This window comes from Kitasatospora sp. NPDC056184 (genome assembly GCF_042268405.1).
GTDB lineage: Bacteria > Actinomycetota > Actinomycetes > Streptomycetales > Streptomycetaceae > Kitasatospora.
The window spans coordinates 1,197,087-1,219,473 of the sequence record NZ_JBHJUI010000001.1; the positions used below are offsets into that span (position 1 = coordinate 1,197,087).

The window sequence follows — 22,387 nt, forward strand, 5'->3', positions numbered from 1 at the left end:
AGGAGTCGGAGTAGACGTGGCCGAGTCGGAAGAGAAGCTGCGGTCCTACCTCAAGCGGGCCGTCGCCGACGCGCGGGACGCGCACCGGCGGGTACGGGAGCTGGAGGAGCAGGGCCGCGAGCCGATCGCGATCGTGGGCATGGCCTGTCGCTTCCCGGGCGGGCTGTCGACGCCGGAGCAGCTGTGGGAGTTCGTGGCGGGCGGCGGCGACGCCATCGGCGCCTTCCCGACCGACCGGGGCTGGGACCTGGAGGCGCTGTACGACCCCGACCCCGACGCTCCCGGCACGGCGTACGTCCGCGAGGGCGGATTCCTCTACGACGCCGCCGACTTCGACGCCGGCTTCTTCGGGATCTCGCCGCGTGAGGCGCTGGCGATGGACCCGCAGCAGCGGCTGCTGCTGGAGATCTCCTGGGAGGCCGTCGAGCGGACCGGCATCGACCCGAGCACCCTGCGCGGCAGCCGCACCGGGGTGTACACCGGGATCAACTGGCTCGACTACACGACCGTCCTCGCCCGGACGGCCAAGGGCCGGGACGGAACGCTGGGCATGGCCAACGCCGCCAGCCTCCTCGCGGGCCGGGTGTCCTACGTCCTCGGTCTGGAGGGGCCGGCGGTGACGGTGGACACGGCGTGCTCCTCGGCGCTGGTCGCGCTGCACCTGGCGGTCGGCGCGCTGCGCGCGGGGGAGTGCGACCTGGCGCTCGCCGGCGGCGCCACCGTGATGTGCACCCCGGAGACGTTCGTCAACTTCAGCCGGCAGCGCGGCCTCGCCCCGGACGGCCGCTGCAAGCCGTTCTCGGCGGCGGCCGACGGCTTCAGCCCTGCGGACGGCGCGGGCCTGCTGGTGGTCGAGCGCCTCTCGGACGCGCGCCGCAACGGTCACCCCGTCCTCGCCGTGGTGCGCGGCAGCGCGGTGAACCAGGACGGTGCGTCCAACGGCCTGACGGCGCCGAACGGCCCGTCGCAGGAACGGGTGATCCGCCAGGCCCTGGAGGCCGCCGGCCTGGCCGCGCGCGACGTGGACACGGTGGAGGCGCACGGCACCGGCACCCCGCTGGGTGACCCGATCGAGGCGCAGGCGCTGCTGGCCACCTACGGACGGGGCCGTCCCGAGGACCGGCCGCTCTGGCTCGGTTCGGTGAAGTCGAACATCGGGCACACCCAGGCGGCGGCGGGTGTGGCGGGCGTGATCAAGACGGTGATGGCGCTGCGGCACCAGGAACTGCCGCGCACCCTGCACATCGACGCCCCTTCGCCGAACATCGACTGGGAGACCGGCAACGTCCGGCTGCTGACCGAGCCGGTGGCCTGGCCGCGCTCGGAGCGGCCGCGCCGGGCCGCCGTCTCGTCGTTCGGCGCGAGCGGCACCAATGCGCATGTGGTGGTGGAGGAGGCGCCGGAGGCGGAGGCCGCCCCGAGCGCGGCTGAGCCGGTCGGCGGGGTGGTGCCGTGGGTGGTGTCGGCGCGGTCGGGTGCGGCGCTGCGGGAGCAGGTGGAGCGGCTGCGGGAGTGGGCGGTGGCGCATCCCGGGGTCGACCCGGTGGATGTCGGCCGGTCGCTGGTGGCGGGCCGTGCGGTGTTCGAGCACCGGGCGGTGGTGGTCGGTCGGTCGGTCGCGGAGCTGGTGGACCGGCTGGGCGGGGTGGCCGACGCTGAGTCGGTTGCCGCGTCGGAATCGGGCGCGGTGTTCGTGTTCCCGGGTCAGGGGTCGCAGTGGGCGGGGATGGCGGCCGAACTGCTGCTCTCCAGCCCGGTGTTCGCCGCCGCGATCGAGGAGTGCGCGGGGGTGATGGACCCGCTGACGGACTGGTCGCTGCTGGAGGTGCTGCGGGACGGTTCGGGGGCGTTGCTGGACCGGGTCGACGTCGTGCAGCCGGTGCTGTTCGCGGTGATGGTGGGGTTGGCCCGTTGGTGGGAGTCGTGCGGGGTGCGGCCGGCTGCGGTGATCGGGCACTCGCAGGGTGAGATCGCCGCCGCCCACGTGGCGGGGCTGCTGTCCCTGGAGGACGCGGTCCGGGTGGTGGTGCTGCGCAGCCGGGCGCTGCGCGGGGTGACGGGTGGCGGGATGCTGTCCGTCGGTGTCGGTGCGGAGCGTGCCGCTGAACTGGTCGCCGAGGACGGCCGGTTGTCGCTGGCGGCGGTGAACGGGCCGTCGAGTGTGGTGCTGTCCGGGGAGATCGAGGCGCTGTCGGCCGTGGTGGAGCGGTGCGAGCGCGACGGTGTGCGGGCGCGTTGGATCCCGGTGGACTACGCCTCGCATTCGGCGTACATGGATGCGGTGCGCGACGAGGTCGTCGAACTGTCGTCGGGTGTGCGGCCGTTGGCGGGCCGGGTGGCGATGTTCTCGACGGTGACCGGCGAAGTGGTCGAGGAGCCAGACCAGTTGGCGGGGTCGTACTGGTTCGACAACCTGCGCGGCACCGTCCGCCTGGACGCGGCGGTGCGCGCGGCCCTCGCGGAGGGACACACCACGTTCGTCGAGTGCAGCCCGCACCCCGGGCTGGTCGTCCCGATCGCGGACCAACTGGAAGAGACTCCCGGTGCCGTGGTCCTGGAGACCCTGCGCCGCCATGAGGGCGGTCCCGAGCGCCTGATGACGGCGCTCTCGGCGGCCTTCGTCGCGGGCCTGCCCGTCGACTGGACCACCCAGCTCCCCACCGGCCGGCACGTCGACCTGCCGACCTACGCCTTCCAGCACCGCCGCTACTGGGCCGAGCCCGACCCCACGGACGTCGTCGGCGTCGGCTGGGGCCAGTCGGCCGTGGAGCACCCGGTGCTGGGCGCCGCCGTCGAGCTGGCGGACGGCTCCGGGACGGTCCTGACCGGCCGGTTCTCCGCCGCCACCCATCCGTGGCTCGCCGACCACGCCGTGCTCGGCACGGTCATCGTCCCCGGCACGGCCTTCCTCGAACTCGCCCTCCGCGCGGGGGCCGAGGCCGGCTGCCCGGTGGTCGACGAACTCACTCTGCACACCCCGCTCGTCCTGTCCGACACCGAGGACGTCCGGATCCAGGTCACCGTCGAGGATCCGGACGAGTCCGGCGCGCGTGCGATCGGCATCCACTCCCGGCCCGAGCACGCGCCCGCCGACCAGCCCTGGACCCGGCACGCCACCGGTCTGCTCACCGCCGCCCCCGAAGCAGCCCCGGAGGCCCCGGTCGACGAGGAGGCTCCCGGGCAGTGGCCCCCGCCCGGCGCCCGGCCGGTCGACGCGGACGACCTCTACGAACGCGCGGCAGCGGCGGGCTTCGACTACGGCCCGCTGTTCCAGGGCCTGCGGCAGGTCTGGCGGCGCGGCACCGAGCTGTTCGCCGAGGTCGAACTCCCCGACGAGGGCGGCGCCGACGCCGACCGCTTCACCCTGCACCCGGCCCTGCTCGACGCCGCCATGCACCCGATGCTGGTCCGGGAGGACTCGGACGCGCCCCTCCAGGCGGGCCTGCCGTTCTCCTGGACGGCCGTCCGGCTGGACACCCGCCACAGCCGCGCGCTGCGCGTGCGGCTGGTGGCCGGCGCGGCCGGCGCGATCTCGCTGAGCGCCCACGACGAGGACGGCCGGGCGGTCGTCTTCATCGGCTCGGTGGCCGTCCGGCCCGTCTCCGCCGAGCTGCTGCGGACCACCGACGCGCCGCTCCGCGACTCCCTCTTCGAACTCCACTGGAAGGAGACGGAGTTCGAGGCGGCCTCCGGTTCCGGCAGGACCGTCTCCCTGGACGACGTCCCCGCGCTCCTCGACGACCCCGAGGCCGCGTTCCCGGAGGCCGTCCTCGTGCGCGTCCCCTCTGCCGACGACCCGGAACCCGCACGGGCGCACGAGCTCACCGCTCGCGTCCTCGGCCTCCTGGGCCGCTGGCTGGCCGACCCCAGGACCGCCGACACCCGTCTCGTCCTGCTGACCACCGGCGCGGTCGCGGTCGGCGGGGACGAGCGGATCGCCGACCTCGCCTCGGCCGCGGTCTGGGGCCTGGTCCGCTCGGCGCAGGCCGAGCACCCCGGGCGCTTCGTGCTGGTCGACGCCGACACCGACACCTCCGAGGAGGCCGTGCTCGCGCAGGCCGCCTCGGGTGAGACCCAGCTCGCGCTGCGCCGCGGCACCGCCCTCCTCCCCGGCCTGGTCCGGGCCGCCACCCGCCCCGAGGACACCGGCTTCACGCCCGCGCCCGAGGGCACCGTCCTGATCACCGGCGGCACCGGCACCCTCGGCGCCCTGCTCGCCCGTCACCTGGTCGCCGAGCGCGGCGTGCGCCGGCTGCTGCTGCTCAGCCGGCGCGGCGCGGACGCCCCCGGTGCGGCCGCCCTGGCCGCCGAACTCGCCGAGCTGGGCGCCGACGTGCGCATCGAGGCCTGCGACGCCGCCGACCGCGAGGCCCTCGCCCGGGTGCTCGCCGAGATCCCCGCCGAGCACCCGCTCACCGCCGTCGTCCACGCGGCGGGCGTACTCGACGACGGGGTCGTCCAGGCCATGACGCCCGAACGGCTGGCCGCCGTGCTGCGCCCCAAGGCCGACGCGGCGTGGAACCTGCACCGGGCGACCCGGGACCTGGACCTGGACGCCTTCGTCCTGTTCTCCTCGGCCGCCGGTCTGATCGGCAACCCCGGGCAGAGCAACTACGCCGCCGCCAACGCCTACCTCGACGCCCTCGCCCGGCACCGCCGCGCCCACGGCCTGCCGGCCACCTCGCTCGCCTGGGGCTGGTGGGCCGACGGCAGCGAGATGACCGCGGGACTCGGCACGGCCGACCGGCGGCGCATGACGAGCCTCGGCGTCCTGCCGCTCTCCGCCGAGCAGGGCTGCGCGCTCCTCGAAGCGGCGACCAACCGCGCCGAGGCCGTTCTGATGCCGGTCCGGATGGACCTCGCCGTGCTGCGCCGCGCCGACGCCGACGCGGTGCCCGCGCTGCTGCGCGAGCTCGCCCGGGGGCCCCGCCGCCGTGGCGCCGCGGCCGGCGGAAGGACGCGGTCCGGCGCCCTGACGGCCCGACTGGCCGGGCTGCCGGAGGCCGAGCGCCGGCAGCTGCTGCTTCGGACCGTGTGCACCCACGCCGCCGCCGTGCTCGGGCACGGTGACGAGGACGGCATCGAGGAGAGCCGGGCGTTCCGGGAGCTGGGCTTCGACTCGCTCACCGGGCTCGAACTGCGCAACCGGCTGAGCAGCGCGATCGGCCTGCGCCTGCCCGCGACGCTGGTCTTCGACTACCCGACTCCGAGGCTGCTGGCCGGCCGCCTGGCCGACCTGCTCGCCGACGGCCCGGCCCCGGCGGCCGCGTCCGCCCGGCCCGTGCCGGTGGCTTCGGACGAGCCGATCGCCATCGTCGGCATGGGCTGCCGGCTTCCGGGCGGCGTGACCTCCCCGCAGGAGCTGTGGGACCTGGTCGCCGGCGGTGTCGACGCCCTCACCGACTTCCCCGCCGACCGTGGCTGGGACATCGACCGGATCTTCGACCTCGACCCCTCGCGCCCGGGCAGCACCTATGTGCGGACCGGCGGATTCGTCGACGCCGCCGCCGACTTCGACGCCGAGTTCTTCGGGATCTCGCCGCGCGAGGCGCTGGCGATGGACCCGCAGCAGCGCCTGCTGCTGGAAGCCTCCTGGGAGACCGTCGAGCACGCGGGCATAGACCCGGAGACGCTGCGCGGCAGCCGCACCGGCGTGTTCGCGGGGGCGATCTACTACGACTACGCGACCCGTCTGAACCGGGTGCCGGACGAGCTGGAGGGCTACCTCGGCAACGGCAACGTCGGGAGCGTCGCCTCGGGCCGGGTGGCCTACGCGCTCGGCCTGGAGGGCCCGGCGGTGACCGTCGACACGGCCTGCTCGTCCTCGCTGGTCACCCTGCACCTGGCCTGCCAGGCGCTGCGGGCCGGCGAGTGCGACCTCGCGCTCGCGGGCGGGGTCACCGTGATGTCGACACCCGCCGTCTTCGTCGACTTCGCCCGCCAGCGCGGGCTGGCGGCGGACGGCCGGTGCAAGCCGTTCGCGGCGGCGGCCGACGGCACCGGCTGGGGCGAGGGCGTGGGCCTGCTGCTGGTCGAGCGGCTCTCGGACGCGGTGCGCAACGGGCACCCCGTTCTCGCGGTGGTGCGCGGCAGCGCGGTGAACCAGGACGGGGCGTCCAACGGTCTGACGGCGCCGAACGGCCCCTCGCAGGAGCGGGTGATCCGGGCGGCGCTGGCGAGCGGGGGGCTGGCTCCGTCGGACGTCGACGTGGTGGAGGCGCACGGGACGGGGACGACGCTGGGTGACCCGATCGAGGCGCAGGCGCTGCTGGCCACCTACGGTCAGGACAGGTCGGCCGACCGGCCGCTGCGGCTGGGGTCGGTGAAGTCGAACATCGGTCACACGCAGGCGGCGGCGGGTGTGGCGGGTGTGATCAAGATGGTGATGGCGCTGCGGCACGGTGTGCTGCCGAAGTCGCTGCACGTGGATGCGCCGTCGCCGCATGTGGACTGGTCGGCGGGCGCGGTCGAGCTGCTGGCGGAGTCGGTGGAGTGGCCGGAGACGGGGCGGCCGCGCCGGGCCGGGGTGTCCTCGTTCGGGATCAGCGGCACCAACGCCCACGTGATCATCGAACAGGCCCCGGAAGCGGCCGGCCAGGACACCCTCCCGGAGCCGGGCCTGCCCGTTCCGTGGGCGGTCTCCGCACGCACCGCGACCGGGCTGCGGGCCCAGGCCGCGCGGCTGCGGGACTGGGCCGGCGAGCACCCGGAGGCCCCGATCGCCGAGGTGGCGGCCGTGCTGGCCTCGGGGCGTACGGCCATGGCACACCGGGCGGTGGTCCTCGGTGGGGACGCCGCGGAACTGTCGGCCGGCCTGGCCGCGCTGGCGGGTGGCGAGCCCGAGCCCATCGGCGTGGTGACCGGCACCGTGCCACGTGGTGCGGTACGGACGGCGCTGGTGTTCACGGGGCAGGGGGTGGGTTGCCGGGGTGTGGGGCGTGGGCTCTACGAGGTGTTCCCGGTGTTCGCGGCGGCGGTGGACGAGGTGTGTGGGGCGTTCGAGGGGGTGGTGCCGTTCTCGGTGCGGGAGGTGCTGCTGGGGGAGCCTGGCGGTGTCGCGGAGGACACGGGGGTGGTGCAGCCGGTGCTGTTTGCGTTCGAGGTGGCGTTGTACCGGTTGTGGCGTTCGTGGGTTCCGGTGCCGGAGGTGGTGCTGGGGCATTCGCTGGGCGGGATCGTGGCGGCGTATGTGGCGGGGGTGTTCTCGTTGGAGGGTGCGGTCGCTCTGGTGGCGGCGCGGGCCCGGTTGATGGCTGAACTGCCTTCGGGTGGGGCGATGTTGGCGGTGGGGGCGAGCGAGGCGCAGGTGCTGGCCCTGCTGGGTGAGAGCCGTGTGGGCGTGGTGGGGATCGCGGCGGTGAACGGTCCCGCCTCGGTGGTGGTGTCCGGCGAGACCGAGGCCGTCGAGGCGGTGCGGGTGCTGTGCGCGGAGCGCGGCTGGCGTTCCTCGCGCCTGGCGGTGTCGCACGCGTTCCATTCGGTGCTGATGGAGCCCGTGGTGACACAGCTGCGCGAGGTGGTCGCGGGCATCACCCTCGCGGAGCCGTCGATCCCGCTGGCCTCGGACGTGACGGGCCGGCTGGCGACGGCGGCCGAGGTCCGCGACCCGGAGTACTGGGTGCGGCAGGTGTGTGAGCCGGTGCGGTTCGCGGACGCGGTCGCCTCGGCGAGGGCGGCGGGCGCCTCGGTGTTCGTCGAACTGGGCCCGGAGGCGGCACTCACCCCGATGGTCGCGGAGTGCACGGCCGGCACGGACACTGCCGCCGTCCCCGCCCAGCAGCGGGACCGCGACCGGTCCCTCGCCCTCCGGACGGCGCTGGCCCGGCTGTTCGTCCGCGGCGGAGCGGTCGACTGGACGGCGGTGACCGGCATCGACGCGGCCACCGCCCGCCGCCGCGCCGGCGAGCTGCCGACGTACGCGTTCGAGCGGCAGCGCTTCTGGCTCGACGCCGGCACCGGCGCGGGCGACGCCGCCGGCCTGGGGCAGGGGGCGGTGGACCACCCGCTGCTGGGCGCGGTGGTGGGCCTCGCGGACGGCGACGGCGTGCTGTTCACCGGCCGCCTCTCGCTCGACACCCACCCGTGGCTCGCCGACCACGCGGTGCTCGACACCGTGCTGGTGCCCGGGGCGGCCTTCCTCGAACTCGCGCTGCACTCCGGCGCCCGGCTCGGCTGCGCACGCGTGGACGAACTGACCCTGGTGGCACCGCTGGCCGTGCCGAGGACCGGGGGAGTGCAGGTCCAGGTCACCGTCGGCGCGCCCGACCCGTCCGGTCTGCGGCCGGTCACCGTGCACGCCCGCCCCGAGCGGACCGAAGGAACCGCCGGGCCGGACGGCGCCTGGACGCTGCACGCGACCGGCGCCCTGACGCCCGACCAGGACGCCGGGGACGTCCGGGGCACCCGGGAACAGCAGGCGCTCGCCGTCTGGCCGCCGGCCGAAGCGGAGCCGGTCGAGGTGGACGAGCTGTACGCCGACGCGGCCGACGCCGGGGTGCGCTACGGCCCGTCCTTCCACGGGCTGCGGGCGGCCTGGCAGCGCGGCTCCGAGCTGTTCGCCGAGATCGTCCTCCCCGAGGAGGCGGCCGGCGGCCGGTTCGGCCTGCACCCGGCCCTGATCGACGCCGCCCTGCACCCGCTCGGGCTGACCCCGGCGGCGACCGAGGGATCCGAGGGGGCCGAGGACCTCGGCACCCGGGTGAGGCTGCCGTTCTCCTGGCGCGGCGTGCGGCTGCACGCGGGCGGCGTCCGGGCGCTGCGGGTGCGGCTGCTGCCGCTGGACGCGGACGCGATCGCCGTCGCGGCCGTCGACGCGGACGGCCGGGCCGTCCTCTCGGTCGAGACCCTGACGGTGCGCGCGCTCTCCCGGGACCAGCTGCCGACGGCCGCGGCGCCCGCCGCCGACCACCTCTTCGACCTGGCCTGGGCCGAGGCCCCGGCCGTCGAGCCGCCCGCGCGCTGGGCGGTCGTGGGCGGCGGGAGCGACCCGGAGCCGGCCGCGTTCGCGGCGCGGTTCGCCGCCCCCGGGTACCCGGACCTCGCCGCGCTGGCCGCGGCGGTCGACGCCGGTGCGCCGCTGCCCGACGCGGTCCTGCTCGCCCCCCGGTCGGGCCAGGACCCGGCCACCGAACCCGCCACCGAACCCGCCGCCGGGCCGGAGGCCGTCCGGGCCGCCGTGCACGAGGCGCTCGCCGTCGCGCAGGCCTGGCTCGCGGACGAGCGGTTCGCCGCCGCGCGCCTGGTGGTCACGACCCGCGGCGCGCTCGCCGTGAACGGCACCGAGCCGCCCGACCCGGCCGCCGCCGCGGTGTGGGGCCTGATCCGGTCCGCGCGCTCGGAGCACCCCGACCGCTTCGCCCTGCTCGACCTGGAGGCGGGTGCCGGGCGACCGGACGGCACCGACCCCGCCGACGCCCGGCTCGACGCGACCGCCGCGGCCGGCGCCCTGCCCGAGGCGGCGCTGCGCGGCGCGGCCCTGCTGGTGCCCCGGCTGCGCCGGGCGCCGGCCCTCCCGGCCGCCCCCACCCCGCCGGAGTTCGCGGACGGCGGCACCGTGCTGGTCACCGGCGGCACCGGAGCCCTGGGCTCCCTGGTGGCCCGGCACCTCGTCGCGGCGCACGGCGTGCGGCACCTGCTGCTGGTGTCACGGCGCGGCGCCGACGCCCCCGGGGCGCCGGAGCTGCGGGCCGAGCTCGCCGCGGCCGGTGCCCGGGCCGACTTCGCCGCCTGCGACGTCGCCGACCGGGCCGAGCTGGCGCGGGTGCTCGCGGCCGTCCCGGCCGAGCACCCGCTCACCGCGGTCGTCCACCTGGCGGCCGTGGTCGACGACGGCCTGCTCCCGGCGCTGACCCCCGAACGGGTGGCCCGCGTCCTGGGGCCCAAGGCCGACGCGGCGCTGCACCTGCACGAGCTGACGGCCGGTCTGGACCTGCGGGCGTTCGTGCTGTTCTCCTCGGCCGCCGGCCTCACCGGCAACCCGGGCCAGGCCGCCTACTCCGCCGCCAACCGGGTGCTCGACGCGCTCGCGCAGCGCCGCCGCTCCCTCGGCCTGCCCGCCGTCTCGCTGCAGTGGGGCCTGTGGGAGCAGGACAGCACGCTCACCGCCGGCCTCGGCGCGACCGACCGGCAGCGGATGGCCCGCTCCGGGGTCCAGCCGCTGGACACCGGGCTCGGCCTCGCCCTGTTGGACGCGGCGCTGGCCCGTCCGGAGGCGGTCCTGGCGCCGGTCCGGCTCGACCCGGCCCGCCTCGGCGGGGAGGACCTGCCGCCCGTCCTGGCCGGGCTGGCCGCCCGCCGGCCCGGGGCCGAGCGGCCGGGGCCGGGCACCGGCCGCGCCCTGGTCCGCCGGCTGGCCGCCGCCCCGGCGGCCGAACAGGAACGGCAGCTGGTCGACCTGGTGCGCACCCACGCCGCCGCGGTCCTCGGACACCGGGACGGCGGGGCGATCGACCCGGACCGGGCGTTCAGCGAGCTGGGCCTCGACTCGCTCGCCGCGCTCGAACTGCGCAACCGGCTGAACGGCGCGGTCGGTCTGCGCCTGCCCGCCACCGTGCTGTTCGACCACCCGTCCGCGGGCGCCCTCGGCCGGCACCTGCGCGCCGAACTGCTCGACGCGCCGCGCCTCCCGCGCGCCGCCGCCCCCGCCCGGGTGGTCGAGGAGCCGATCGCGATCGTCTCCGCCGGCTGCCGCTACCCCGGCGGGGTGGCGAGCCCCGAGGACCTCTGGCGGCTGGTGCACGAGGGCGCCGACGCCATCGCGGCCTTCCCCGACAACCGCGGCTGGGACGTGGAGAACCTGTTCCACCCCGACCCGGACCACCCCGGCACCTCGTACGTCCGCGAGGGCGGGTTCCTGTACGACGCCGACCGCTTCGACCCCGGGTTCTTCGGCATCTCGCCGCGCGAGGCGCTGGCGATGGACCCGCAGCAGCGCCTGCTGCTGGAGGCCTCCTGGGAGGCGATCGAGCGGGCGGCCATCGACCCGCGCTCGCTGCGCGGCAGCCGCACCGGCGTCTTCGCCGGCCTGATGTACGCCGACTACGCGTCCCGGCTGGCCGCCGTCCCCGAGGGCGTCGACGGCTACCTCGGCAACGGCAGCGCCGGCAGCATCGCCTCCGGCCGGGTCGCCTACACCCTGGGCCTGGAGGGCCCGGCGGTGACGGTCGACACCGCCTGCTCCTCCTCGCTGGTGGCGCTGCACCTGGCCTGCCAGGCGCTGCGCCGGGGGGAGTGCGACCTCGCCCTGGCCGGCGGGGTGACGGTGATGTCGAGCCCGTCGACCTTCGTCGAGTTCTCCCGCCAGCGGGGCCTGGCCCCGGACGGGCGCTGCAAGTCCTTCGCGGCCGGTGCCGACGGCACGGCCTGGTCGGAGGGCGTGGGCCTGCTGCTGGTCGAACGGCTCTCCGACGCGCGGCGCAACGGCCACCCCGTCCTCGCGGTGGTCCGGGGCAGCGCGGTCAACCAGGACGGCGCGAGCAACGGCCTCTCCGCCCCCAACGGCCTCGCCCAGGAGCGGGTGATCCGCGACGCCCTCGCCCAGGCCGGGCTCGCCCCGGCCGAGGTCGACGCGGTCGAGGCGCACGGCACCGGCACCGCCCTCGGCGACCCGATCGAGGCGCACGCGCTGCTCGCCACCTACGGCCAGGACCGGCCGGCCGAGCGGCCGCTGCGCCTCGGCTCGGTGAAGTCCAACCTCGGCCACACCCAGGCCGCCGCCGGGGTGGCCGGCGTGATCAAGATGATCATGGCGATGCGGCACGGCGAACTGCCCGCCACCGTGCACGTGGACGCGCCCACCCCGCACGTCGACTGGGCGTCCGGCGCGGTCTCACTGCTCACCGAGCCGGCGCCCTGGCCGCGGGAGGGCCGGCCCCGCCGGGCCGGAGTGTCCTCCTTCGGCGTCAGCGGCACCAACGCGCACGTGATCCTGGAACAGGGCGATCCGGTCGAGGAGGCCGCGACCCCGCTCCCGGAGCCGGAGCCGGAGCCGTCCGCGCTGGTCTGGCCGCTGTCCGGCGCGACCCCGGCCGCCCTGCGCGACCAGGCCGGCCGGCTCCGCGCCCACCTGGCGGCGCACCCCGCCGCCAAGCCCGCCGACACCGCCCACGCGCTCGCCACCACCCGCGCCGCGCTCGACCACCGCGCCGTGCTCGTCGCCGCCGACCCGGCCGAACTCCTCGCCGCACTCGACGCGCTGAGCACCGGCGCGGCCCACCCCGGGCTCGTCACCGGCGCCGCCGGGCAGCCCGGCCGGACGGCCTTCGTGTTCGGCGGGCAGGGCTCGCAGTGGGCCGGCATGGGCGCCCGGCTGCTGGAGCGATCCCCGGTGTTCGCCGAGCACATCCGCGCCTGCGACGCCGCCCTCGCCCCGCACACCGACTGGTCGCTGCTCGACGTGCTGCTGCGGCGCCCCGGCGCCGCCTCGCTGGACCGCGTCGACGTCGTCCAGCCCGCGCTGTTCGCCGTCATGGTGTCCGTCGCCGCGGTGTGGCGCTCGCTCGGCGTCGAACCGGCCGCCGTCGTCGGCCACTCCCAGGGCGAGATCGCCGCCGCCCAGGTGGCCGGCGCGCTCACCCTGGAGGAGGCCGCCCGGATCGTGGCGCTGCGCAGCCGGGCCCTGCGGGCCGTCGCGGGCGGCGGCGGCATGATGTCGCTGGCCGCCGCGGCCGCGCGGGCCGAGGAGCTGATCGCCGACCTGCCCGGGCGGCTCGGCATCGCGGCCGTCAACGGACCCGGCGCGGTGGTCGTCTCCGGCGACGCCGCCGCCCTGGACGCCCTGCACGAGCGGTGCGAGGCCCAGGGCCTGCGGACCCGCCGGCTGCCGGTCGACTACGCCGCGCACTCCGCCGCCGTCGAGCACGTCCGCGACGAACTCCTCGCCGGCATCGGCGACATCGCCCCGAGGCCGACCCCGGCGGTGGCGTTCTACTCGACCGTCACCGGCGAGCCGCTCGACGGCACCGCCCTGGACGCCGGGTACTGGTACCGCAACCTGCGCGAGACCGTCACCTTCGAGCGGGCCACCCGCGCGCTGCTGCGCGACGGGTACACGACGCTGGTCGAGACCAGCCCGCACCCGGTGATGGCCCCGGCCGTCGAGCAGACCGCCCAGGAGGCCGGCACGGACGCCCTGGTCGTCGGCTCGCTCCAGCGCGACGCGGACACCCTGCACCGCCTGCTGACCGCGGCGGCCGGCCTGTCCGTGCGCGGGGTGCCCGTCGACTGGGCGGCGCTGCACGCGCACCGCGCGCCGCTGCGAACCGACCTGCCCACCTACGCCTTCCAGCGCGAGCGCTACTGGCTGGACCCCGCCCCGGCCGCCGCCGACGCCGAGGGGCTCGGCCTGCGCTCCGCCGACCACCCGCTGCTCGGCGCCGCCCTCGCCCAGGCCGGGGACGACCGGCACCTGCTCACCGGCCGGATCTCGCTGCCCACCCATCCCTGGCTCGCCGACCACGCCGTGCTCGGCACGGTGCTGCTCCCCGGCACGGCCTTCGTCGAACTCGCCCTCCAGGCGGGGCAGTCGGCGGACTGCGCGGTGATCGAGGAACTGACCCTGGAGGCGCCGCTGACCCTGCGCGAGCGCGCGGCCGTCCAGCTCCAGGTCCACCTCGACGCCCCGGACGAGGACGGGCGCCGCGCGCTCACCGTGCACGCCCGCCCCGACACCGCCGAGCCGGGCCCGTGGACCCGGCACGCCGCCGGCGTCCTGGCGCCCGCCCGGCCCGGCGAGGAGCCCGCCGCCGACGGCGCGGCGTGGCCGCCGCCCGGCGCCGAACCGCTGGACACCGACGGCCTCTACGAGCGGCTGGCCGCCGCCGGCTACCAGTACGGCCCGCTGTTCCGCGCGGTGCGCGCCGCCTGGCGGCACGGCGGCGACCTGCTCGCCGAGGTCGCCCTGCCCGGGGACGACCACGACGCCGGGCGGTTCGCGCTCCACCCCGCGCTGCTCGACGCCGCCCTGCACACCGCCGGGGCCCTCGACGGCGCGGACGGCGAGAACCGGGGCGTCGGCCTCCCGTTCGCCTGGACGGGGGTGCGCCTGTACGCGGTCGGCGCCCGCACCCTGCGCGTGCGGCTCGGCCGCACCGGCCCGGACGCCGTCACCCTCGCCCTGACCGACCCGGCCGGCGCGCCCGTCGCCACCGTCGACACGCTGCTCTCCCGGCCGCTCGGCGCGGGCGGCCTCGCCCCCGCCCCGGCCGGCGCGGACCAGGACCTCCACCCCGTCGCCTGGCCGCCGCTGACGCTGCCGCAGCCCGCCCCGCTCGGCAACTGGCTGCTGGCCGGGCCCGACGAACTCGGCGCCGGGGCCGCCCTGCGCGCGGCCGGCGCCGCCGTCACCGCGCTGGCCGACCCGGCCGCGCTCGACCCCGGCGCCCCGCTGCCCGACGCCGTCGCGCTCACCTGCGCCACCGACGGCGGCCCGCGGGCCGTCCGCACCGCCACCCGGCGGGTGCTGGCGTTCCTGCAGTCCTGGCTCGCCGCCGAGCGCTTCGCCGCCACCCCGCTGGTGGTGCTCACCCGCGGCGCCGTGCCCGGCCCGTACGGGGAGGCGGTCGACGACCTCGGCGCGGCCGCGGTCTGGGGCCTGGTGCGCTCCGCGCAGACCGAGAATCCCGGCCGGATCGTGCTGGTCGACCTCGACCGGCACCCCGACTCGCACGCCGCCCTCGGGGCGGCCCTGGCCTCCGGCGAGCCCCAGCTCGCCCTGCGCTCCGGCACTGCGGCGGCCCCCCGGCTCGCCCGGACCGGCCCGGCGGAGCGCCTGGCGGTGCCGGCCGGCACCGACGCCTGGCGCCTCGACCTGACCGGCACCGGGACCGTCGACGGCCTGGCCCTGCTGCCCCACGAGGACGGTGCCCGCCCGCTCGCCCCCGGCGAGGTCCGGGTCGCGCTGCGCGCCGCGGGGCTCAACTTCCGCGACGTCGTGGTCGCCCTCGGCATGGTGGCCGACACCCGGCCGCCCGGCGGCGAGGGCGCCGGCGTGGTGGTCGAGGTCGGCGCCGAGGTCCACGACCTCGCCCCCGGCGACCGCGTCATGGGCCTGTTCTCCGGCGGCACCGGCCCGCTCGCGGTGACCGACCGCCGCCTGCTCGCCCCCGTCCCGGCCGGCTGGACGTACCCGCAGGCGGCGAGCGTGCCGGTGGTGTACCTCACGGCCTACTACGGCCTGGTCGACCTCGGCCGGGTCCGGCCGGGCGAGTCGCTGCTGCTGCACGCGGCGAGCGGCGGCGTCGGCATGGCCGCCCTGCAGCTCGCCCGCCACTGGGGCCTGGACGTCCACGGCACCGCCTCGCCCGCCAAGTGGCCGGTGCTGCGCGCCCTCGGGCTGGACGACGAGCACCTCGCCTCCTCCCGCGACCTCGGCTTCGAGGAGCGGTTCCGCACCGCCCGCGACGGCCGGGGCTTCGACCTCGTGCTCAACTCGCTCGCCCAGGACTACGTCGACGCCTCGCTGCGCCTGCTCGGCCCCGGCGGCCGCTTCCTGGAGATGGGCAAGACCGACATCCGCGACCGCGACGCGGTGACCGCCGCCCACCCCGGCACCGACTACCGGGCGTTCGACCTGATGGACGCGGGCGCCGACCGGATCCAGCAGATCCTCACCGAACTCGGCACCCTGTTCGCCGACGGCACCCTCGCCCCGCTGCCCGTCACCACCTGGGACGTCCGCGACGCCGTCGCCGCCTTCCGCCACCTGAGCCAGGCCCGGCACACCGGCAAGATCGTGCTGACCCTGCCGCCCACCGTCACCGGCGCCGCCGCCGACCCGCACGGCACCGTCCTGATCACCGGCGGCACCGGCACCCTCGGCGCCCTGCTCGCGCGCCACCTCGTCACCGGGCACGGCGCCCGGCACCTGCTGCTGACCAGCCGCCGCGGCCCGGCCGCCGACGGCGCCGCCGAGCTCGCCGCCGACCTCACCGCCCTCGGCGCCGAGGTGCGGATCGAGGCCTGCGACGCCGCCGACCGGGACGCGCTGGCCGCCCTGCTCGCCACCGTCGACCCCGGGCACCCGCTCACCGCCGTGGTGCACGCGGCCGGCGCCATCGACGACGCCGCCCTGCACGCGCTCACCCCCGACCAGCTCGACCGGGTGCTGCGCCCCAAGACCGACGCCGCCTGGAACCTGCACGAGCTGACGCTCGGCCGGGACCTGGCCGAGTTCGTGCTCTTCTCCTCGATGGCGGGCACCTTCGGCGGCGCCGGACAGGCCAACTACGCGGCCGCCAACGCCTACCTGGACGCGCTCGCCCAGCACCGCCGCTCCCGGGGCCTGGCCGCCACCTCGCTGGCCTGGGGCCTGTGGGCGCAGGCCAGCGGGATGACCGGCCACCTCGACCGGGCCGACCTCGACCGGATCGCCCGCACCGGTGTCGCCGCCCTGGAGACCGACGACGCGCTCGCGCTGTACGACGCCGCGCGCGCCGCCGACCACCCGGCCGCGGTGCTCGCGCACCTGGACCTCGCCGCACTGCGCGGGGCCGACGGCGTCCCCGCCCTGCTGCGCGACCTGGTCCGGTCCCGCCCCAGGCGGGCCGCGGCCGGCCCCGACCCGGACACGGCCGCCTTCGCGCAGCGGCTGGCCCGGCTGCCCGAGGACCGGCGCCGGCAGACCCTCACCACCCTGGTCCGCCAGGAGACCGCGGCCGTCCTCGGCCACGCCGGCGCCGAGACGATCGAGCGCGGCCGCCCGTTCAAGGCACTCGGCTTCGACTCCCTCACCGCGGTCGAACTGCGCAACCGGCTCACCGCCGCGACCGGGCTGCGGCTGCCCGTCACCCTGGTCTTCGACCACCCGACCCCCGAGGTGCTCGCCGAGCACCTCGGCGCCGAACTCCTCGGCTCCCCCGAGCAGCAGACGCCGGCCCTGCCCGTGCCGCGCACGGCCGACACCGCCGAGGACCCGGTGGTCGTCGTCGGCCTCGGCTGCCGCTACCCCGGCGGCGTCGCCGACGAGCACGGCCTGTGGCGGATGCTCGCCGAGGGCGCCGACGCCATCACGCCGTTCCCGCGCGACCGCGGCTGGAACCTCGACACCCTCTTCGACCCCGACCCCGACCGCCCCGGCAAGTCCTACGTGCGCGAGGGCGGCTTCATCGACGACGCCGTGAGCTTCGACGCCGAGTTCTTCGGCATCTCGCCGCGCGAGGCCGCCGCGATGGACCCCCAGCAGCGCGTCCTGCTGGAGACCGCGTGGGAGACCTTCGAGCACGCCGGCATCGATCCCACCTCGCTGCGCGGCTCCGCCACCGGCGTGTTCGTCGGCGCGATGGCGCAGGACTACCACACCGCCTCGGGCGCGGTGGCCGAGGGCCAGGAGGGCTACCTGCTCACCGGCACCGCCACCAGCGTCATCAGCGGCCGGGTCTCCTACGTGCTCGGCCTCGAAGGCCCGGCCGTCACCGTCGACACCGCCTGCTCCTCCTCCCTGGTCGCCCTGCACCTCGCGGCCGCCGCGCTGCGCTCCGGGGAGTGCGACCTCGCCCTCGCCGGCGGCGTCGCGGTGCTCACCTCGCCGCACGCCTTCGTCGAGTTCAGCCGCCAGCGCGGGCTGGCGCCGGACGGCCGCTGCAAGCCGTTCGCGGCCTCGGCCGACGGCACCGGCTGGGGCGAGGGCGTCGGCCTCGTACTCGTCGAGCGGCTCTCCGACGCCCGGCGCCGCGGCCACCGCGTCCTCGCCGTCGTGCGCGGCTCCGCGACCAACCAGGACGGCGCCTCCAACGGGCTCACTGCGCCCAACGGGCCGTCCCAGCAGCGGGTCATCCGCCAGGCGCTCGGCAACGCCGGGCTCACCCCGGCCGACGTCGACGCGGTCGAGGCGCACGGCACCGGCACCCGGCTCGGCGACCCGATCGAGGCGCAGGCCCTGCTCGCCGTGTACGGCCGCGAGCACACCGCCGAGCAACCGCTCTGGCTCGGCTCGATCAAGTCCAACATCGGCCACACCCAGTCCGCGGCCGGCATCGCGGGCGTGCTCAAGATGGTGCTCGCCCTGCGCCACGGCGAACTGCCGCGCACCCTGCACGCCGACGAGCCGACCCCGCACGTCGACTGGGCCTCCGGCCACGTCGCGCTGGCCACCGAGCACCGGGCCTGGCCGGAGACCGGCCGCCCGCGCCGCGCCGCCGTCTCCTCCTTCGGCGTCAGCGGCACCAACGCGCACATCATCCTGGAACAGGCTCCCGCGGAGGAGCCGGCGCCCGACCGGGCCGCCCCGCCCGCCCCGCGGGTGCCGGGCGTGGCCGGCGTGGTGCCGTGGCCGCTGTCCGCCCGCACCGGCGAGGCGCTGCGCGCCCAGGCCGCCCGGCTGCGGGACTGGTTCCTGCGCCACCCGGAGGCCGAACCCGCCGACGTGGCCTGGTCGTTGGCGACCGGCCGGGCCGCCTTCGATCACCGGGCGGTGGCCCGCGGCCGGGACGCCGCCGAGCTGCTCGCCTCCCTCGGCGAGGTGGCCGACGGAGCGGTGGAGGCTCCGGGCGTCCTGATGTCCGGCCCCGGACCGGTCTTCGTCTTCCCCGGCCAGGGCTCCCAGTGGCTCGGCATGGCGGCCGAACTGCTGGACACCAGCCCGGTGTTCGCACAGGCCGTGGCCGAGTGCGCGGAGGCCGTCGACCCGCTGGTCACCGGCTGGTCGCTGCTCGACGTGCTGCGCGGCACCGACGAGCAGACCGAGCGGACGCTCGCGCGGGTCGAGGTGCTGCACCCCGTCCTGTTCGCCGTGATGGTCGGCCTCGCCCGCTGGTGGGAGTCCTGCGGGGTGCGCCCGGCCGCCGTGATCGGCCACTCCCAGGGCGAGGCCGCCGCCGCCTACGTGGCCGGCCGGCTCTCCCTGGCGGACGCCGCCCGGGTCGCGGTGATGCGGGTGCGGGCCGTGCAGACGGTCGACGCCTGCCGCGGCGGCCTGCTCGCGGTGGCCCTGACCCCGGACCTGGCCCGCGCCGAGATCGACGCGGTCGGCGCCGCCGACCGGGTGTCGCTCGGCGCCGTCAACAGCCCGACCGGCGTGGTGCTCTCCGGCGAGACGGACGCCCTGGCGCAGATCGCGGCCCGCTGCGAGGCGGCCGGCACCCGCGCCCGCTGGGTGCCCGCCGCCTACGCGTCGCACTCCGCGCAGATGGACCCCGCCCGCGAGGAGATCACCCGCCTGCTCGCCGACCTGCGCCCGCTGCCGGGCCGCGTCCCGATGTACTCCACCGTCACCGGCGCGCTGCTGGACGAGGCGACCCCGCTGGACGCCGCCTACTGGTTCGAGAACATGCGCCGCACCGTCCTGTTCGAGAGCGCGGTCGGCGCCGCCGCGGCGGACGGCCACGACGCCTTCCTCGAATGCAGCCCGCACCCCGGCCTGCTGGTGCCGGTCGGGGACACCCTCGACGCGCTCGGCGTCCCCGCCGCGGTGCTGGGCACCCTGCGCCGGGGCGACGGCGGCGCGGACCGGCTGGTCACCGCCCTGTCCGACGCGCACGCCCGCGGCCTCGACGTCGACTGGCCGGGGCTGCTCGCCCACGACGGCGCGGTGCGGGTCGACCTGCCCGGCTACGCCTTCCGGCGCCGCCGCCACTGGATCGAGCCCACCACCGCCACCGGCTCCGCCGGCGCCGGCTGGGGGCAGTCCGCGGTCGAGCACCCCGTGCTCGGCGCCGGCGTCGACCTCGCCGACGGCTCCGGGACGGTCTTCACCGGGCGGCTCTCCACCACCGCGCACCCCTGGCTGGCCGACCACCTCGCGCTCGGCTCCGCCGCCGTGCCCGGCAGCCTCCTCGTCGACCTCGCACTGCGGGCCGGCGGCGAGAGCGGCTGCCCGGTGCTGGAGGAGCTCACCGTCCACACCCCGCTGGTGCTGCCCGCGACGGCCGGCGTACGGGTCCAGGTCGCCCTGGAGGCGCCGGACGGCACCGGCGCCCGGACCGTCGGCGTGCACTCGCGGCCCGAGGACGCGCCCGCCGAGGCCCCCTGGACCCGGCACGCCACCGGCACGCTGGCCCCCGGCGGCCACCACCCGGCCGCCCGCCCCGAGCAGTGGCCGCCGATCGGCGCGACCCCGCTCCCCGTCGCCGACGCCTACCAGCGGCTCGCCGACACCGGCCTGCTGCTCGGCCCGGCCTTCGCCGGCATGCGGGCCGCCTGGCAGCGCGGCGAGGACCTGTTCGCCGAGACCGCCCACACCGCCGGCGAGGCGGCGACCGCCCGCCACGACCTGCACCCCGCGCTGCTGGAGGCGGCCCTGCTCGGCCTCGCCCCCGGCGAGCCCGCGGCCGACGGCCAGGTGCGGCTGCCGTCCGCCTGGCAGGGCGTCACCGCCGTGCCCGGGGCACGGGCGGCCGTCCGGCTCACGCTGCGCGCCACCGGCCCGGACACCCTGGCCGTGCACCTCGCCGACGAGCAGGGGCTGTCCGTCGCGGCGATCGAGTCGGTCCGGCTGCGCTCCTGGTCGGCCGCCGAACTGCGCGCGGCGGGCCGGGAGCGCCCGGCGCTCGCCCGGCTGGAGTGGCTGCCGCCGGAGCAGCCGCCCGCCGCGGCGGCCGGCGGGACCTGGGCCGTGCTCGGCGCCGCCGGCCCGCTCGCCCGCGAGCTCGCGGCCGCCACCCACCCCGACTGGGCGGCCCTCGGCGCCGCGGTCGCGGCCGGACTGCCGGTGCCGGAGCGGATCGCCCTGGTACCGGACGCCCCGGCGGACGGGGAGCCGCTGCCGCGGGCCCTCCGCGACCGGCTGCACACCGCGCTCGCGCTGCTGCGCGAACACGGGGCGGACCGGCGCTTCGAGGGCGCCCGCCCGGTCCTGGTCACCCGGGGCGCGGTGCTCGCCGAACCCGGCGACCGCGTCGCCGACCCGGCCGCCGCCGCCCTGTGGGGGCTGCTGCGCTCGACCGGCCGGGAGCGGATCGTCCTCGCCGACCTGGACGGGCACGAGGCCTCCCCGCAGGCCCTGGCGGCAGCCGTGGACGCGGGCCTGACCGAGTTCGCCGTCCGGGCCGGGCAGGTCCTCGTGCCGGTGCTCGGCCGGGCGCCCGCCGTCGGCGCGGCCGGGCCGGGGCTCCCGGCGGACGGCACCGTGCTGGTGACCGGCGCGGCCGGCCGCCTCGGCGCCGCCACCGCGCGCCGGCTGGTGGCCGTCCACGGCGTGCGCCGCCTGCTGCTCGCCGACCCCGGCCCCACGGCACCGCGGACGGCCGCCCTGGCCGAGGAGCTGACCGGGCTCGGCGCCGCCGTCACGCTCGCCGACTGCGACGCCGCGGACCGGGACGCCCTGGCCGCCCTGCTGGCCGCCGTGCCGGCGGAGCACCCGCTGCGCGCCGTGGTGCACGCGGCCGAAGCCCCGCGCACCGGCGGCGCGGGCCCCGCGGACGACACCGAGGCCGAGCTGCGCCCGACCGTCGACGCGGCCTGGCACCTGCACGAACTCACCCGGGACCTCGACCTCGCCGCCTTCGTCCTGCACGGCTCCTGGGCCGGCCGGGCCGGCGACCCGGACCGGGCCGGGCGGGCCGCGGGCGCCGCCTTCCTCGACGCCCTGGCCCAGCACCGGCGCGCCCAGGGGCTGCCCGGCCTCGCGCTCGCCTGGGGCCCGTGGGCGGATGCGGACGCCGCCCCCGACGAGGGCGACGCCCGCCCGGACGGGCTGGTCGCCCTCGGCGAACCCGAGGCCCTGGCGCTGCTCGACGAGGCGCTCGGCCGCCCGGAGGCCGCGCTCGTCCCGCTCGCCGTCGACACCGCCGCCGTGCGCCGCGGCGACCCGGGCGTGGACCCGCTGCTCACCGGCCTGGTGACGGACCGCCGGCGGGGCCGGTCCGCCGGCCCGGCCGAGGCGGGCCCCGCCGTCGCCGCCCGCCTGCTGGACCTGCCCGAGGACGAGCAGGAACAGGCCTTCGTCGACCTGGTCCGGGCCGGCGCCGCCGCCGTCCTCGGCCACGCCGACCCCGAGGAGATCGACCCCGGGACGGCCTTCAAGGACCTCGGCTTCGACTCGCTCACCGCGCTCGCGGTGCGCAACCGGCTGCGCACCGCGACCGGGCTGGCCCTGCCGGCCACGCTGGTCTTCAGCCACCCGAACCCGGCCGCCCTCGGCCGCCACCTGCGGACCCTGCTGCGCCGCGAGCACACCGTCTCCTGGGACTCCGTGCTCGGCGAGATCGACCGGGTCGAGGCGATGCTCGCCCTGCTGGACGAACAGGACCGCGCCAAGGCGGCGCAGCGCCTCAGGGAGCTCGCCGGCGGCGGGGCCGAGAACCCGGAGGAACACCAGGTCCCGGCTGTGCACGAGGAATTCGGATCGGCCACCGACGAGGAGATGTTCGACTTCATCGACCGCGGCACCGATCGCTGACCACCCATCACGGGGCTGGGGCATCCCCGTCCCTCGCGGACACTCACGGAGCAGACC

Annotated in this window: 1 protein-coding gene; it reads left to right on the top strand. The window is 77.7% G+C overall.

What is annotated here, in order from left to right; genetic code table 11:
* Positions 1 to 16 precede the first annotated feature (16 nt).
* Positions 17 to 22,330 (top strand): SDR family NAD(P)-dependent oxidoreductase, encoded by a 22,314-nt coding sequence (locus ACFC0B_RS04580; RefSeq protein ID WP_376082034.1) that lies wholly within the window; start codon positions 17 to 19, stop codon positions 22,328 to 22,330.
* The last annotated feature ends 57 nt before the right edge of the window (positions 22,331 to 22,387 follow it).